The organism is Variovorax sp. GW821-FHT06D12 (assembly GCF_059419205.1).
Genome location: NZ_JBWKRI010000008.1, coordinates 220362 through 235477, shown reverse-complemented (window position 1 = coordinate 235477; position 15116 = coordinate 220362). Strand labels below are relative to the sequence as shown.

At 68.8% G+C, this 15116-nt stretch carries 12 protein-coding genes; 5 read left to right on the top strand and 7 right to left on the bottom strand.

Going from position 1 to position 15116, the window contains the following annotated elements; all coding sequences use genetic code 11:
- Positions 1 to 26: 26 nt before the first annotated feature.
- The 3 genes from tcuA (at position 27) to AC07SQ_RS24165 (ending at position 5047) form a co-directional block, all read left to right on the top strand.
- Entirely contained in the window at positions 27 to 1454 is a 1428-nt protein-coding gene (gene tcuA / locus AC07SQ_RS24175; protein ID WP_495271511.1) for an FAD-dependent tricarballylate dehydrogenase TcuA, read from the top strand.
- A complete protein-coding gene (gene tcuB / locus AC07SQ_RS24170; protein ID WP_495271512.1) occupies positions 1438 to 2667 on the top strand; it encodes a tricarballylate utilization 4Fe-4S protein TcuB in 1230 nt (409 codons plus the stop codon). The genes tcuA and tcuB overlap by 17 nt, the downstream gene beginning before the upstream one ends.
- A 100-nt stretch (positions 2668 to 2767) precedes the next feature.
- On the top strand, positions 2768 to 5047 hold the full coding sequence (locus AC07SQ_RS24165) for a glycoside hydrolase family 3 N-terminal domain-containing protein (protein WP_495271513.1): 2280 nt from the start codon (positions 2768 to 2770) through the stop codon (positions 5045 to 5047).
- A gap of 276 nt (positions 5048 to 5323) precedes the next feature.
- On the opposite strand, the gene AC07SQ_RS24160 is transcribed toward AC07SQ_RS24165, so the two are convergent.
- From AC07SQ_RS24160 to AC07SQ_RS24135, 6 genes are all read right to left on the bottom strand, one after another.
- Complete coding sequence (locus AC07SQ_RS24160) at positions 5324 to 6736, bottom strand: YadA family autotransporter adhesin (protein WP_495271514.1); 1413 nt, start codon at positions 6734 to 6736, stop codon at positions 5324 to 5326.
- A gap of 5 nt (positions 6737 to 6741) precedes the next feature.
- Positions 6742 to 8994: a phosphocholine-specific phospholipase C gene (locus tag AC07SQ_RS24155; protein WP_495271515.1), complete on the bottom strand. Its 2253-nt coding sequence runs from the start codon at positions 8992 to 8994 to the stop codon at positions 6742 to 6744.
- 69 nt (positions 8995 to 9063) lie between these two features.
- Entirely contained in the window at positions 9064 to 9252 is a 189-nt protein-coding gene (locus AC07SQ_RS24150) for a hypothetical protein (RefSeq protein WP_082548916.1), read from the bottom strand.
- A 147-nt stretch (positions 9253 to 9399) separates the two neighbouring features.
- On the bottom strand, positions 9400 to 10398 hold the full coding sequence (gene phnE / locus AC07SQ_RS24145; RefSeq protein WP_495271516.1) for a phosphonate ABC transporter, permease protein PhnE: 999 nt from the start codon (positions 10396 to 10398) through the stop codon (positions 9400 to 9402).
- Positions 10395 to 11195, bottom strand: coding sequence for a phosphonate ABC transporter ATP-binding protein (phnC, locus tag AC07SQ_RS24140; RefSeq protein WP_495271517.1), 801 nt, complete (start codon positions 11193 to 11195; stop codon positions 10395 to 10397). The genes phnE and phnC overlap by 4 nt, the downstream gene beginning before the upstream one ends.
- Positions 11196 to 11203: 8 nt before the next feature.
- Positions 11204 to 12139, bottom strand: a complete 936-nt coding sequence (locus AC07SQ_RS24135) for a phosphate/phosphite/phosphonate ABC transporter substrate-binding protein (RefSeq protein ID WP_070060360.1) — start codon at positions 12137 to 12139, stop codon at positions 11204 to 11206.
- A gap of 187 nt (positions 12140 to 12326) precedes the next feature.
- Here AC07SQ_RS24135 and AC07SQ_RS24130 point away from each other — a divergent pair, with 187 nt between their 5' ends.
- Positions 12327 to 13202 (top strand): HAD-IIA family hydrolase, encoded by an 876-nt coding sequence (locus AC07SQ_RS24130; RefSeq protein WP_495271518.1) that lies wholly within the window; start codon positions 12327 to 12329, stop codon positions 13200 to 13202.
- Here the strand turns inward: AC07SQ_RS24130 and AC07SQ_RS24125 are convergent.
- On the bottom strand, positions 13139 to 14068 hold the full coding sequence (locus AC07SQ_RS24125; RefSeq protein ID WP_223301301.1) for a MurR/RpiR family transcriptional regulator: 930 nt from the start codon (positions 14066 to 14068) through the stop codon (positions 13139 to 13141). The two genes, AC07SQ_RS24130 and AC07SQ_RS24125, sit on opposite strands and share 64 nt — an antisense overlap.
- A 115-nt stretch (positions 14069 to 14183) precedes the next feature.
- Between AC07SQ_RS24125 and AC07SQ_RS24120 the strand changes: the two genes are divergently transcribed.
- Positions 14184 to 15005, top strand: coding sequence for a tetratricopeptide repeat protein (locus AC07SQ_RS24120; RefSeq protein WP_495271519.1), 822 nt, complete (start codon positions 14184 to 14186; stop codon positions 15003 to 15005).
- Positions 15006 to 15116 lie beyond the last annotated feature (111 nt).

Here is a 15116-nt window from a genome sequence, read left to right as displayed (position 1 = left end):
CTCCTGCATTCCAAGGAGACCCACGAGTGATAGACGTACTGGTTGTCGGTGGCGGCAATGCCGCGCTGTGCGCCGCGCTGATGGCGCGCGAGGCCGGCGCATCGGTGCTGCTGCTGGAGGCCTCGCCCAAAGCATGGCGCGGCGGCAATTCGCAGCACACCCGCAACCTGCGCTGCATGCACGACGCGCCGCAGGACGTGCTGGTCGAGGCCTACCCTGAAGAGGAGTACTGGCAAGACCTGCTGAAGGTGACCGGCGGCCTCACCGACGAGCACCTCGCCCGCCTCGTGATCCGCGCCTCGTCGAACTGCCGCGACTGGATGCGCCGCCACGGCGTGCGCTTTCAGCCGCCGCTGTCGGGCGCGCTGCACGTGGCGCGCACCAACGCCTTCTTCATGGGCGGCGGCAAGGCGCTCGTCAACGCCTACTACCGCAGCGCCGAAACGCTCGGCGTGCAGATCCGCTACGACACGCCCGTGGCTTCGGTCGAACTCGACGGCGACCGCTTCGTGGCCGTGCGCACCGAGACTGGCGAGCGCATCGCGGCGAAGAGCTGCGTGCTCGCCTCGGGCGGTTTCGAATCGAACCGCGACTGGCTGCGCGAAGCCTGGGGGCAAAACGAACGCGGCGAGTGGCCGGCCGACAACTTCCTCATCCGCGGCACGCGCTTCAACCAGGGCGTGCTGCTCAGGCACATGATCGACGCGGGCGCCGACAGCATCGGCGATCCGTCGCAGGGCCACATGGTCGCCATCGACGCGCGCGCGCCGCTGTACGACGGCGGCATCTGCACGCGCATCGACTGCGTGTCGCTCGGCGTGGTGGTCAACCGCGACGCGCAGCGCTTCTACGACGAAGGCGAAGACTTCTGGCCCAAGCGCTATGCGATCTGGGGCCGGCTCGTGGCGCAGCAGCCGGGGCAGATCGCGTGGTCGGTCATCGACCAGCAGGCGGTCGGGCGCTTCATGCCGCCCGTGTTCCCCGGCACGCAGGCGAACACGCTCGGCGAACTGGCGCAGAAGATCGGCCTGGACGAAGCCACCTTCGTGCGCACCGTGCAGGACTACAACGCCGCCTGCCGCGTTGGCCGCTTCGATCACACGGCGCTGGACGACTGCCACACCGAAGGCCTCGCGCCCGCCAAGACGCACTGGGCGCGCCCGATCGACACGGCGCCCTTATACGCCTACCCCGTGCGCCCCGGCATCACCTTCACGTACCTCGGCCTGAAGGTGGACGAGACCGCCGCGGTGCGCTTCGGCGGACGGCCCAGCCCAAACCTCTTCGTGGCCGGCGAAATGATGGCCGGCAACGTGCTGGGCAAGGGCTACACGGCCGGCGTGGGCATGAGCATCGGCACGGCCTTCGGGCGCATCGCCGGGACGCAGGCCGCGAAGGCCGCCAAGAACGTTTCAAAGAAATCCCCGGAGACCGCCCTTGCAGCAGCTCACTGACCTCGTCGCACGCGCCCGTGCGGATGCCGATGGCATCGGCAGCAACCCGTCGCGCGTCATACCGATCCAGCCCGCCCTGCCGTTGACCGCCTCCGAAGGCGAAGTCGCGCGCATCCTGCAGATCTGCAACGCCTGCCGCTACTGCGAGGGCTTCTGCGCCGTGTTCCCCGCCATGACGCGCCGGCTCGAGTTCGGCAAGGCCGACACGCACTACCTCGCCAACCTGTGCCACAACTGCGGCGCCTGCCTGCATGCCTGCCAGTACGCACCGCCGCACGAATTCGCCGTGAACGTGCCGCAGGCGATGGCGCAGGTGCGCCTGCAGACCTACCACGACTACGCCTGGCCGCCCGCGATGGGCGCGCTCTACAAGCGGGCCGGGCTCACCGTCGCATTGGCACTGGCGGGCGGGCTCGCGCTGTTCCTCGTGCTGGCCGTGGCGATGTCGGGTTCGCTCGTGCACGCGCCGCTCGCGGGCAACTTCTACGCGATCTTTCCGCACAACTTCCTCGCGCTGGTGTTCGGCGCGGTGTTCCTGTTCGTGATGTTCGCGCTGGCGATGGGCACGCGCCGCTTCTGGCGCGAGGTTTCCCCCGCGAACGACCCGGGCAACGCGCCCGACCTGCCGGGCGTGCGCCGCGCAGCCAGCGCCGAAGCCGCGCACGACGCGCTGCGCCTGAAGTATCTCGATGGCGGCCATGGCGAAGGCTGCAACAACGAAGACGACCGCTTCACGCTCTGGCGCCGACGCTTCCATCACTTCACCTTCTACGGCTTCATGCTGTGCTTCGCCTCCACCTGCGTGGCGACGCTGTACCACTACCTGTTCGACCTGCATGCGCCCTATGCGCTCACGAGCCTGCCGGTGCTGCTGGGCACCACGGGCGGCATCGGCCTCGTGATCGGCCCTGTCGGCCTGCTGTGGCTCAACCTGCGGCGCCATGCGGCGCACGGCGACGTCGCTCAGCGGCCGATGGACCGCGGCTTCATCGCGCTGCTGTTGCTCACGAGCCTCACGGGCCTGGCCCTGCTCGCGTGGCGCGACACGCGCTTCATGGCGCTGCTGCTGGCGGTTCACCTGGGCGTGGTGATGGCGCTCTTTCTCACGCTGCCCTACGGCAAGTTCGCGCACGGCATCTTCCGCTGCGCGGCGCTGCTGAAGTTCGCGATCGAGAAGCGACTGCCCAGCCGGTTGCGCCTGGGTGCGGACTGACCGACATGGCCTGAAGCGGCCGGGGTCGGACAAGGCCCTACGCCCAGGGCGGAAACCCGCTGGCCGGGGCGGGCGGGGGTTGTCTGCAGAATAGGCGGCCATGCATGTTCGAAAAGCCGCCGTTCTCGCCCTCGTCCTGTCCGCCCTCTCCCTCCCCGCCATCGCGGCGTCCGTTCCGAAAAGCCTCCAGCCCTCCGACGCCGCCGAAGCCCGCATCGAATCGCTGATCGCGCGCATGACGCCGCAGGAAAAAGCCGGCCAGCTCAGCCTCTACGGCCCGGCGGACATCAACATCCCGAACAACCCGCAGGCCGGCTGGCGCAACGGGCAGCAGGAGACCGAGGACGTGCGCAACGGGCGCCTCACGGGCCTGTTCAACAACGCCGGCCTCGAAGGCAAGCGGCGGCTGCAGCAGGTGGCGGTGCGCGAATCGCGGCTGGGCATTCCGCTGATCTTCGGCGCCGACGTGATCCACGGCTTTCGCACCATCTTCCCGATGCCGCTGGCCGAGGCCTCGAGCTGGGAGCCCGCGCTGGCCGAGCGCACCGCGCGCGCGGCAGCGGTCGAGGCCACGGCCGACGGCTTCCGCTGGACCTTCGCCCCCATGGTCGACATCGCGCGCGATGCGCGCTGGGGCCGCGGCCTCGAAGGCGTGGGCGAAGACCCGTACCTGGCGCGCCAGTTCGCGGCGGCGCGTGTGCGCGGCTTCCAGGGCAGCAACCTCGCGAACGCCGACTCGATGCTGGCCACGCCCAAGCACTTCGCGGCCTACGGCGCGGCCGAGGGCGGGCTCGACTACAACACGAGCGAGATCTCGGAGCGCACGCTGCGCGAGGTCTACCTGCCGCCGTTTCGCGCGGCGATCGATGCGGGCGCGCTGTCGGTCATGAGCGCCTTCAACGAGATCGGCGGCGTTCCTTCGACCGCCAACCCCGCGCTGCTCACCGGCGTGCTGCGCGACGAGTGGAAGTTCAAGGGCTTCGTGGTGTCCGACTACACGGCCGACGAGGAGCTCATCGAGCACGGCCACGCCGCCAACGGCCGCGAGGCCGCCAAGCTGGCCTTCATGGCCGGCACCGACGTGAGCATGCAAAGCGGCCTGTACATCCGCCACCTGCCCGACCTCGTGACTTCGGGCGAGGTGCCGATGGCGCGGCTCGACGAGGCCGTGCGGCGCGTGCTGCGGGTCAAGCTCAAGCTCGGCCTCTTCGACGACCCGATGCGCGGCCTCGACGGTCCGCCGGCCGCACAGCGCGTGGAGAACCCCGAGTTCATCGCACTGGCCCGCGAGAGCGCGCGCCGCTCGATCGTGATGCTGAAGAACGAAGGCCAGCTGCTGCCGCTGGCCAAGACCGGCCCGCAGAAGATCGCGCTGATCGGCCCCTTCGCCGAAGGCACCAAGGATTTGATGGGCTCCTGGAGCCTTTTCCCGGGCCAGTCCGCGCCCGTGGGCATCGACGAAGGCCTGCATGCTGCGCTGGGCACCGAGGCCTCGCGATTGACCGTCACGCGCGGTGCGAACGTCGAATCGCCGCTGCCCGGCGGCATCGAGGCCGCCGTGGCCGCCGCGCGCGAGGCCGACGTGGTGGTGCTGGCCATCGGCGAGAGCCAGAAGATGTCGGGCGAGTCGCGCTCGCGCAGCGACATCGGCCTGCCGCAGGCGCAGCAGGACCTGGCCGAGGCCGTGGCCGCCACGGGCAAGCCGGTGGTCGTGCTGCTGAGCAACGGCCGCGCGATGGCGCTCAAGGGTGCGGTGCGCAACGCACGCGCCATCCTCGTGACCTGGTTCCTCGGCGTGCAGACCGGCCACGCGATCGCCGACGTGGTGTTCGGCGACGCCAATCCCTCGGGCCGCCTGCCCGTGAGCTTTCCACAGACTGCTGGCCAGGTGCCCTACTACTACGCCCACAAGCGCACCGGCCGCCCCTCGCCCGAAAGCGCACCAGGCACGGCCTTCAAGACCCGCTACCTGGACGCGACGAACGAGGCGCTGTACCCCTTCGGTTTCGGCATCGGCTATGCGCCGGTGCGCTACGACCAGGTCGAGTTGAGCAACGACCGCCTCGCCATCGGCCAGACGCTGCGTGTGCGCGCCACCGTCACCAACACGGGGACGCGCGAGGCGGAAGAAGTGGTGCAGCTGTACCTGGCGCAGCGCGCTGCGAGCGTGACGCGGCCGGTGCGCGAGCTGAAGAATTTCCGCAAGGTGCGGATTGCGCCGGGGGCGTCGGAGGTGGTCGAGTTCACTGTCGGCAATGACGAGCTGCAGTTTCTGGGGCGGGACATGAAGCCCGTGATTGAACCGGGTGAGATCGATCTGTGGGTTGCGCCTTCTGCTTCTGACGGGATTCGCAAGCGCTTCGTGTTGACGCGGGAGTGAGTTTCTTCAGGGCGCGTGCACAGGCCACCGGGTACTTCCCTCCGCGAATGTCCCCCGGGGCTGCGCCCCTCCTCCTTGATTTCGCTGCGGGAAGCACCCAGTGTCCTGTGCACGGGAAGCGGCTGTGGTGCGCTGGCCGATCAACGACTGCACTGAGGACGATCACGTCGATGGGGTGCCTTGCGCAGCGAAATTAAGGGGGAGGCCGCAGGCCGGAGGACATTCGCGGAGCAAGGCACCCCGTCGGCGGGATCGTCGCCCTGAGCATTCACAAGCTCAGTCGAACACCCCCGTGAACGCCACCCGGCTCACCACGCCCGAGCTGCTCGCGCCGACACCCAACGTCACGCTGTAGCGCCCATCCTGCGAAGTGCGACGGATCGATCCCCCCATCGCGCTTTCGCTTCGGAAGTTGCCCAAGCCCACGGCGTAGCTGATCTTCCCAGGCACGACCGGCGCAGCCTCCATGGCGGCAACGCCTGCGATACCGGCATAGGCACGCCGCGCGTTCTCGTCCATCTGGCTTTGCAGTCGCGCAGCAGTGAAGTCGGTGTAGGCCTTGCCCAGCGGCAGGCCCTGCGCGGCGACGCTGTCGGTGTAGGCGTTGGCAGTGCTCACACCTTGCTGCACCATGCCCTGCACCTGGCCTACGTTGGTCCCGTCGTCGGGTGCGCTGCCGGGCGCCACGCCGGTGAGCTGGCGGTTGCCCAGCGCCACCTCGCCAGCCGACGACTGCAGCCCGCTCATGCCCACGGCCACGTAGTTCGACTGCGCGCCGCGCGTGGTCGTGCTGCCCGCGCCGAGCGCCACGCTGTTGGCGTGAGAAGCCGATGCGTTGCTGCCCAGGGCAATGGCGTTGTCGGCACTCGCGCGCGCCGCGCTGCCCAGCGAGATCGCCTGGTTCGCGTTCACGTACACACCGGCGTCGGCGCCGATGGCGATGTTGCCGCTGCCCATCACGTTCTGGCCCGCGCCGCTGCCCTGCGCGATGTTGTGGCTGCCGACCACGCCCTGGCCGGCCGCCGTGCCCAGCGCCAGGTTCTGGTTACCCTGCACGCCGCCGCCCGCGGCCTGGCCCATGGCCACGTTGTTGCTGCCCGCCACCTGCGCGCCGGCCATCTGGCCCGAGGCCTGGTTGCCCGAGCCGGTGACGCCGCTGCCCGCGCCCTGCCCCGTGGCCAGGTTGTTGCTGCCGGTCACGTTGCGACCCGCATCGCCGCCGTAGGCCTGATTGGCGTTGCCGGTCACGTTGCGCCCGGCGTTGCTGCCGTAGGCCTCGTTGCCGTTGCCCTTCACGTCGGTGCCTGCCCAGAAGCCGACGGCGTTGTTGTAGTCGCCGGTCACGTTCTGGCCCGCGCTGCGGCCCATCGACTGGTTCCAGCCGCCGACCACGTTGGTGCCCGCGTAGTAGCCGATGGCCTGGTTGGCGTTCTTGCCCGACACGCCGGTGCCGGCGCCCTCGCCGATGGCCAGGTTCCAGTTGGTGCTGACGTTGTTGCCCGCGCCCTTGCCGAAAGCCAGGTCGTTGCTGCCCGTGACGCCGGTGGTGCCGGCCTTGTCGCCGATGCCCAGGTTGCCCTTGGCCGGGTCCCAGGTGATCGGCTGGGCCGAGGCGATGCCCATGCCGGCCACCGAGCCGAAGGCCACGGCCAGTCCGAGCAGGGTGTGCGTGCTGTTCTTTCGCTTCATGACGCTCAGGCCTTCAGGTGCAGGGCCATGGCCGGATCGCTCACGCCGGGCTTGCCGGTCTCGACGCGGCCCGCGAAGCGGCGCTCGGTGTGCCCGGCGCTGACGGTGAAGTCGTACCAGTAGCCGCTCTTGTCCAGGCTCCAGTGCAGCATGCCGGTGGCACCCGGCGCGACCTCGAGCGTCCAGGGGCCGTCGTTGCGGTACGCATTGGCCGTCACCGTGACCTTGCCGGCCGCCTTGCCGTTGTTGTGCACCTTCAGGTAGACCTGCCCGTCGACCGGTTCGTAGCAGACCTGCACCTCGGGCTTGAAGCCGGCGGTGTCGAAGGCCAGTGCGTCGCCCTGGAAGCTGCGCACGTAGCCGTTGGTGCTGTAGACCCACAGGTCGTACTTGCCGCTGTCGCTGGCGCCGGTGTTCCAGTAGTCGGCCAGCTGCTTGCCGGCTTCGACCGTGTAGCGGCGCGGGATGCGGTCCAGGTGCAGCTTGTCGTACACATGGAACACGGCGCCCTGCGTGCCGGAGTTCGCGAACACCAGCTGCACCAGGCCGCGCGGCTCGACGCGTGCGCTGGTGTGCAACTCGTAGGGCAGCGCGCGCGAGAAGCGCGTGCCGGTCTCCTGGTACAGCGGCTGCGGCGTGGCGGGGGCGTTTCTCACGGGGGCCGTGGGCAACAGCCGCTGCGCCGCATTGATCGCGGGGAAGTTGCTCGTGTCGGGCAGCTTGGGAACGACCGGGTCGTTCGGGCTCACGAAGTCGAAGCAGGTCGTGAGGTCGCCGCACACGGCGCGGTGCCACGGGCTGATCGCATCCACGGTGATGTCGAAACGCTTCTCGAGGAAGCGGCCGACCGAGGTGTGGTCGAACACCTGCGAGTTGACCCAGCCGCCCTTGCTCCACGGCGACACCACGTACATCGGCACGCGCGAGCTCAGGCCCCAGGGGCGGATCTTGCCGGTGGTGGTGTTGTCGGCGGCGGCCAGGTAGCTGCCCACCGAGGCGTCGAAGTATTCGCCCTCCAGCGGCACGGTCGACTTGCCCATGAGCGTGCCGTTGGCGTCGTACGAGGGCACGGCCGGCATGGCCAGGTGATCGAAGAAACCGTCGTTCTCGTCGAAGGTCACGAACAGCGCGGTCTTGCTCCACACCGCCGGGTTGGACGTGAGCGCGTCCAGCACGTCGGCGATGAAGTCGGCCGCGCCGGCCGTGCCTTCGCTGCTGCCGGGGTGCTCGGCCAGCGCCTGCGTGGGCAGCACCCACGAGACGTCCGGCAATTTGCCCGTCATCACGTCCTGCTTGAGCTGGGCCAGGAAGTTGGTGGCGCCGTCGGCCGTGTCGGGGCCGCCCGTGAGGCCGTGCTCATAGATCGGCGAGCCCGGCTGCGCGGTGCGGAAGCTCTCGAAGGCCAGGCAGCCGTGCATGGCGCCCGTCCAGTTGTTGTTCATGTTCTGGTAGATGTGCCAGCTGACGCCCTTCTTCTGCAGCACGTCGGGCAGGGTGTCCCACTTGAAGGCGTTGTTGACGTACTTGTAGTTGTAGTCGCCCGTGATCGGGTCTTTCTGGCCGGAGCCGTCGGCCTCCTGCGGGCGGTTCGCCACCCAGTTGGACGGCTTGGGCCAGCAGCGCGAGTTCACGGGTTCGGAGTCGGTGTCGGTGCTGTTGATGCCCTTCTTGCGCAGCTCCGGGTTGAAGTTGGAGCCCGACCAGAACACGATGCGGTTCGGGTCGGTGCCGGTGAGGATGGAGCAGTGGTAGCCATCGCACACCGTGAAGGCATCGGCCAGCGCGAACTGGAACGGGATGTCCTCGCGCAGGTAGTAGCCCATCGTGGCCTGGTTCTTGAACTGGATCCAGCGGTCCATCTTTCCCTGGTTCCAAGCAGCCTGCTGGTCGGGAAAGTTGTGCGGCGTGCCCGAACCGATCAGCGCGTTGGCAATCGTCGAGTCGCGGCGGAACGGCGGAATCTCCGCGCCGCCCGCGGGGTTCGACTGGAAGTACACCGACTTGCCGTTGGCCAGCGGAATCGGAAAGCGGTCGCCGAAACCGCGCACGCCGCGCAGCGTGCCGAAGTAGTGGTCGAAGCTGCGGTTCTCCTGCATCAGGATCACGACGTGCTTGATGTCCTTGATGGTGCCGGTGTCGACCGCGGCCTCGACGGCGAGCGCCTTGCGGATCGTGGGCGGCAGCAGGGTGAGGGCCGAGGCCGCGCCGACGGCACCGGCCGACTTGCGGAAGAAATCGCGACGGTTGGAGGGGTTCATGGGGAGTCTTTCAACGCGAGGACAAAAACAGAAGAAATGGAAGGCGCGTGGATGAAGGCGGCGCGCGGCTCAGGGTGCGCACTTCAGCGCCGGCGTCGGGCCGGGCTGCTCCGGCGTGGTGGTCGGGGGCGTGGGGCCGGTGGGCGGCAGCACCGGCAGGCCGCCGCCACCGCCCCCTCCGCCGCCGCACGCGGCAAGGCTCAGGCACAGGAGAAAGCCCGCCGCAGCGAGGCCATACCGGGAAGAACGTGAGGTCATGAAGGTGTCCTTTTCTGGATCGAAGGGGCGTGGGAAGAAAAGCAGGGCGAAGCCGGGCCGTGCAGGCCTCGAAGGGCTTGCACCGGAACGGGAAGAAACGGAATGAAGTCGGGTGCCCGAAGTGGGCGCAGGGGTGGGTGTCAGCGCTCAGGCATAGCGGCTGCGCAGCCGGGCTGCGACCCTGTCGAGCACGAGCACCGTGAGGAAGATCGCGATCAGGATCGTTCCGACGTGTGCGTAGTTGTACATGTCGTAGCGGCCCTTCAGCTCCTGGCCGATGCCGCCCGCGCCCACCAGCCCCACCACGGTGGCCATGCGCACGTTGCGGTCGAGGATGTACAGCGTGTAGGCGATGAACTGCGGCATCACCTGCGGCAGCACCGCGAAGCGCATCACCTTCAACTTGCTGGCGCCGATGGCCCGCAGCGCCTCCTGCGGCTTGTCGTCGGCGGTCTCGATGTCTTCGGCGTAGAACTTGCCGAGGAAGCCCGCCGAATGCAGTGCCAATGCGAGCACGCCGGCAATCGGACCGAAGCCGTAGGCGAGCACCAGGAACAGCGCACTCACCAGCTCGGGCACCGCGCGGAACATGCCGACCACACCGCGCGCCAGCGTGTAGACGGCGCGGTTCGGCGTGTAGTTCTTCGCGCTGCACCAGGCCAGCGGCGCGCTCAGCACGATGGCCAGCAGCGTCGCCCAGATGGCGATCTCGAAGGTCTCCAGCATCTTCACCGCCACGTGCCAGAGGTAGCCGAAGGGCTCGACCAGCACCTCGCGCCGGTCGACCACCTCTTCCATCTGCAGCGTCTGCGGGTTGAGCTTGGGCTGGCGCGACTCCTCGGTCTCGACATGCGAGAACCACGGCAGCCGCTCGCGGTCGAAGCCCTCGATGCGCGACACCTCCGTGCGCTCCGACACCTGCGGCGGAAAGAGCGACTTGGCGATGGTGCCCAGGCCCGACAGCACCTGCGACTGGTCGCGCAAGCCGACGGCCGCGAGCACGCCCTCGCCCGTGAGCGACAGCATGCGGCCCATCTCCACGCGCTGGCCGGCGAAGAAGCCGACCACCACCACGAGCAGCAGCACGGCGAGGCTGCGCGCGCCGAAGGGGCGCGGCAGGTCCCAGGCGGATGCGGGGCGGCTCATGGCACCAGCTCCAGCGCGCCGGCATGCAGCGGCAACGGCGCTTCGGGCGCGGGCCGCGCGGGCGCCGGCGTGCGCCCGTAGACCGCGTCGAACACCTTCGGGTCGAAGGCCACGGGCGCACCGTCGAACACCACGGCGCCGTGGCGCAGCGCCACGATGCGGTCGGCGAACTCGCAGGCCAGTTCGATCTGGTGCAGGCTGCACAGCACGGTGGTGCCGCGCTCGCGGGCCTGCGTGCGCAGCAGCGACAGCACGTCGTGGCTGGTCTGCGGGTCGAGGCTGGCCACGGGCTCGTCGGCCAGCACCAGCGGCGGCTCGAGCATGAAGGCGCGCGCGATGCCCACGCGCTGCTGCTGGCCGCCCGAGAGTTCGCTCACGCGGCGCAGCAGGTGCTGCTCCTGCAGCCCGACCGATTCGATCAGCGCGCAGGCCTTGGCACGCTGCTCATCGGTGAACAGGCCGAGCAGCGCGCGCCATGTCGGCACCGCGGGCAGCGCACCGGCCAGCACGTTGTCGGCCACCGTGGAGCGCAGCACCAGGTTGAACTGCTGGTGGATCATGCCGATGCGCGGGCGGATGCGGGCCAGCGAGTGGGCAGCGATCTGCACGCCCTCGACCTGCACCGCGCCCTGCGTGGGCTTGACCAGCCCGTTGGCCATGCGCAGCAGCGTCGACTTGCCCGCGCCCGAGGCGCCCAGCACCACGCAGAACTGCCCCGCCGGCACCTGCAGCGACACGCCGTCGAGCGCGCGCGTGCCGTCGGCGTAGTGCATGGCGACCGATTCGAAATTCAGCATGGCGACGCTCAACGCTCGGCGGACTTGGCGAGGATGCGGCCCTTGAGCTCGTCGGTCAGCAGGCCGAGCTTTTCGGCGGCGACGTTGAACTCGGCTTCCGAGAACTTGGTGTCGTAGCCGTCGATCTTGCCGCCGCCGTAGCCGCGGATCATGTCGGGCGTGACGCCGGGGGCCTTGTTCACGGTCTGGAAGGCGTCCTTGAGCTTTGCCTTCAGCGGCTCGGGCAGCTTCGAGTTGAGCGCCAGCGGCGGGTACGGAATGGGCATGCTGCGTGCCACCACCTTCACCGTCTTCGGGTCGACCACGCCCTGCTTCACCGCCTTCTCGTAGGAGTCGAACGAGAGCGAGGCCACGTCGACCTGGTCCTGCACCAGCGCGGCCAGGCTGCTGGCGTGGCTGCCGGTCATGCGGATGGCGCCGAGGTCCTTGGCCGGGTCCATGCCGGCGTCGAGCAGCATCGCGACCTGGAAGGTGAAACTCGAGGCCGAGTTGACGTCGCCGAAGGCCACGCGCTTGCCCTTGAGGTCCTTGACCGAGGCGATGGGCGCGTTGGCCTTGGCGAACATGCCCGCGTAGTAGACCGAGGCGCCCTTCTCCACGCCCACGGCCAACAGCTGCGCGCAGCCGCGCTTGTTCGCCTGCACGTACGACACCGGGCCGAAGAAGGCGATGTCGGCGAGCTGGTTGCACATGCCCTCGACCACCGCGCCGTACGACTGGCCGACCTTGAGGTCGAAGTTCAGGCCGGTGCTGCGCGTGATGGCGTTGAACACCGGCGCGTAGTCGGCCTTGGTGCCCGACTCGGTGCCGCCGTCGGCCGGGATCAGCAGCACGCGCAGCGGCCGCTCGCGCGAGCCGTCGGCCACCGATTGGGCTTGCGCGGCCAGCGGCAGCGCGGCAGTCAGCGAGAGGGCGGCGGCCGCAAGGGCCAGGAGCTTTTTCATGGTCGGTTCCTTCGTTTGGAAAGCGGTGGGCGTGCGGTTGCAACGCCCCGATGAAGAGAACTTTAGGAGCCGCAGATGACAGGGAAATGAAATAAGCTCATTTCAAAATTCAAATACCACTGAGCAATATTCAATAGAATCCGCCGCCACGGCCGAGCCCCCACGACGGCCCCACTCCCGGAGATCCATGAGCACGCATCACACGACAACAGGGACCATGAACGGCAGCGGCATCCAGGCGCTGGCGCAGGCCCGCCACCTGCTGGTCGACCTCGACGGCACGCTGGTGCGCCAGCAGGAAGCCATCGACGGCGCGGCCCGCCTGCTGGCGCACTTTCACGACCGCTACGCCATCGTGTCCAACAACTCCACGCACACGGCACACGGCCTGTCGGTGCGGCTGCGCAAGCTGGGCCTGCGCGTGCCGCCCGAGCGCATCGTGCTGGCCGGCGAACTCGCGGTGCGCCAGCTGGCGCAGCAGCATCCGCAGGCGCGCGTGCTGCTGGCCGCCAGCCCTGCCCTGCAGCGCTACGCGCGCACACAGGGCTGCCGGCTGGTGTCCGTGGAGGCCGAGGCCGACGTCGTGCTGCTGGCGCTCGACATGCACTTCAGCCACGCGCGCCTGTCGGTCATCGCGAACGCACTGCGGCGCGGTGCCAGGCTGATGGTGACCAACGCCGACGCCACGCACCCGGGCCCGCACGGCCGCGTGGTGCCCGAGACCGGCGCGCTGCTCGCGGCCGTGGTCGCGGCCAGCGGCGTGCAGCCGTGGTGCGTGGTCGGCAAGCCCGCGCCGCTGCTGTTCGAGGAAGGCCTGCGCCGCCTCGGCGCGCACGCCGGGCGCACGGTGGTGGTCGGCGACAACCCGCTGACCGATGGCGAAGGCGCCGCTCGGCTTGGCCTGGCCTGCGTGCTGGTGGGTGAATCGCCGGGCGCGGTGGCGCCCACGGTCGCCGGACTGCTCGTGCCGCCCGTCTCAGAAGCAGTGGAACCCGCGCCTCAGTACCGCTTGAGCGAGAGCACGTCGAAGGTCTGGCGCAGCGTGCGCACCGAGGTGTCGTAGTCCGACAGCGCCAGGCAGGCGATCAGCACGTCGATGATCGCCAGCTGTGCCAGCCGGCTCGTCATCGCCTCGGTGCGGAAGTTGGTTTCCCGCGCCATGGTGAACAGCAGCACGTCGGCAAAGGCCTGGATCGGCGACTTGCCGAAGTTGGTGATGCACACCGTGGCCGCGCCCGCCTCCTTCGCGAGGCGCGTGGCCGTCACCGTCTCGTGCGTGCTGCCCGAATGCGAAATCGTCAGCACCGCCGTCTTCGCATTCGTGAGCGAGGCGCTGATGGCCTGCACGTGCGAATCGACCACCACCTTGGCATTGAGGCCGATGCGCAGCATGCGGTAGTGCGCGTCCTCGGCGATGGTGGCCGAGCTGCCGATGCCGTAGATCTCGATGCGCTCGGCCTTGCGAAACAGCTGCACCGCGCGCTCCATCGCCTTCGCGTCGAGCATCGACTGCGTGTCGTGCAGCGTCTGCACGTTGCTCTGGAAGATCTTGCGGATGACCGCGTCGGCCTTGTCCTGCGGGTCGAGGTCTTCGTGGATGAACTGCACCGGTCGCACGATCTCCTGCGCCAGCGCGATCTTGATCTGCTGGAAGCCCGTGGCGCCCAGGTTCTTGCACAGGCCGACGATGCTGCCTTCGCTGGAGCCGGTGCGCTCCGCCACCTCGCTCACCGACATGTGGACCACCTCGCGCGGGTTCTTCACGATGAAGTCGGCGATGCGCTGGCCCACGGGGCCGAGCGACGACCACAGGGTTTCGATGCGCGCCAGCACGGCCGACACCGGGACGTCGGATGCCTCGGCGGCGGGCGCCGCGGCAGCCTTGCCGCCGGTGGACTTGGACGTGCGGGGAGTGCTGTTGCGCTTCATGGGCCGCGAGCTTACCCGGCAACCATGGCGGTTTCGTGCGCTCGACCCGCGCGATCCGGCCAAACCGGGATGCCTATCATCGGCAACCCCTCCCGCGCCGAACCCGCACCCGCCCATGAAATCCGCGAAGCACCTCCTGCATGCCCTGCCCCTCCTGCTGGCCCTGGCGCAACCCCTTCACGCCCAGACCGCAACGGACGTCATCCACACGGACAAGGCCGGTCGCGTGCTGACCTTCGGCGATGTCAACGACAGCTTCAGTCGCCTCAGAAATGCCGCCCTGTTTCAAGGCAAGCCCTCCTCCAAGGCCTGGAGGCTGAAGGAGCTCGCTGACCGGGCCTCGCTGAAAAAGGACTACGAGACAGCGCGTCGCCACTACGAAGCTGCCGCTGAAGCCAGTCCCCAGTGGCCTTACCCGATCTACAGCTTGGCAGAGGACTACCTCGACGAAGGAAACGTTGCGAAGGCCTATGAGCTCCATCGCCGCGTCGACAGCCTGTCGCCCCGGGGCTTTCTCAGGACCTGGACGATCCTGCCCACGCTCCAGCTGGAGATGCAGGGGAAGCTGCCCCGCGGCACGGCCCAGCGGTTGTTCAGGCTCGAGTTCGAATGGATGCTCGAAAAGAAGGCATGGAAGCAGGCCGCCGTCGAGCTGAGCACCCACTATCCAGACTTCGCCCCAGGCTGGCAGGAAATGGCCCGCGTGGAAGACGATCCCGTGAAGCGCCTCCAGTTCATCGAAAAAGGATTGCGCAAGGATCCGGATCCCGAGACCAGGGGCTGGTTCCTGGTGACCAAGGCCAAAACCCTGGCCGAGCGCGGCGACAAGGCCACGGCGCTTCGGATGCTGGGCGACCTGGCCCTGGACCCCACGTCGACCGCGGAAACGGAGATGCTCGCCAAGCACGCCATCGAGACCATGCTCTCGAAGAAATGAGCGCAGCCGGCCCGATGTGAGAGGGCCCATGAAAAATGCCCCTCAGACAAACGCCTGAAGGGCATGTTTCGCGAACTCAGCGCAGGCTATTCACACAGCCTGCGAAGGCCC

Excerpts from the sequence above, each read along its gene's own strand:
- AC07SQ_RS24165 (WP_495271513.1), top strand. The coding sequence starts at position 2,768 with ATGCATGTTCGAAAAGCCGCCGTTCTCGCCCTCGTCCTGTCCGCCCTC.
- AC07SQ_RS24130 (WP_495271518.1), top strand. The coding sequence starts at position 12,327 with ATGAGCACGCATCACACGACAACAGGGACCATGAACGGCAGCGGCATC.
- AC07SQ_RS24125 (WP_223301301.1), bottom strand. The coding sequence starts at position 14,068 with ATGAAGCGCAACAGCACTCCCCGCACGTCCAAGTCCACCGGCGGCAAG.
- AC07SQ_RS24120 (WP_495271519.1), top strand. The coding sequence starts at position 14,184 with ATGAAATCCGCGAAGCACCTCCTGCATGCCCTGCCCCTCCTGCTGGCC.
- AC07SQ_RS24150 (WP_082548916.1), bottom strand. The coding sequence starts at position 9,252 with ATGACCTCACGTTCTTCCCGGTATGGCCTCGCTGCGGCGGGCTTTCTC.
- AC07SQ_RS24135 (WP_070060360.1), bottom strand. The coding sequence starts at position 12,139 with ATGAAAAAGCTCCTGGCCCTTGCGGCCGCCGCCCTCTCGCTGACTGCC.
- phnC (WP_495271517.1), bottom strand. The coding sequence starts at position 11,195 with ATGCTGAATTTCGAATCGGTCGCCATGCACTACGCCGACGGCACGCGC.
- phnE (WP_495271516.1), bottom strand. The coding sequence starts at position 10,398 with ATGAGCCGCCCCGCATCCGCCTGGGACCTGCCGCGCCCCTTCGGCGCG.
- AC07SQ_RS24155 (WP_495271515.1), bottom strand. The coding sequence starts at position 8,994 with ATGAACCCCTCCAACCGTCGCGATTTCTTCCGCAAGTCGGCCGGTGCC.
- AC07SQ_RS24160 (WP_495271514.1), bottom strand. The coding sequence starts at position 6,736 with ATGAAGCGAAAGAACAGCACGCACACCCTGCTCGGACTGGCCGTGGCC.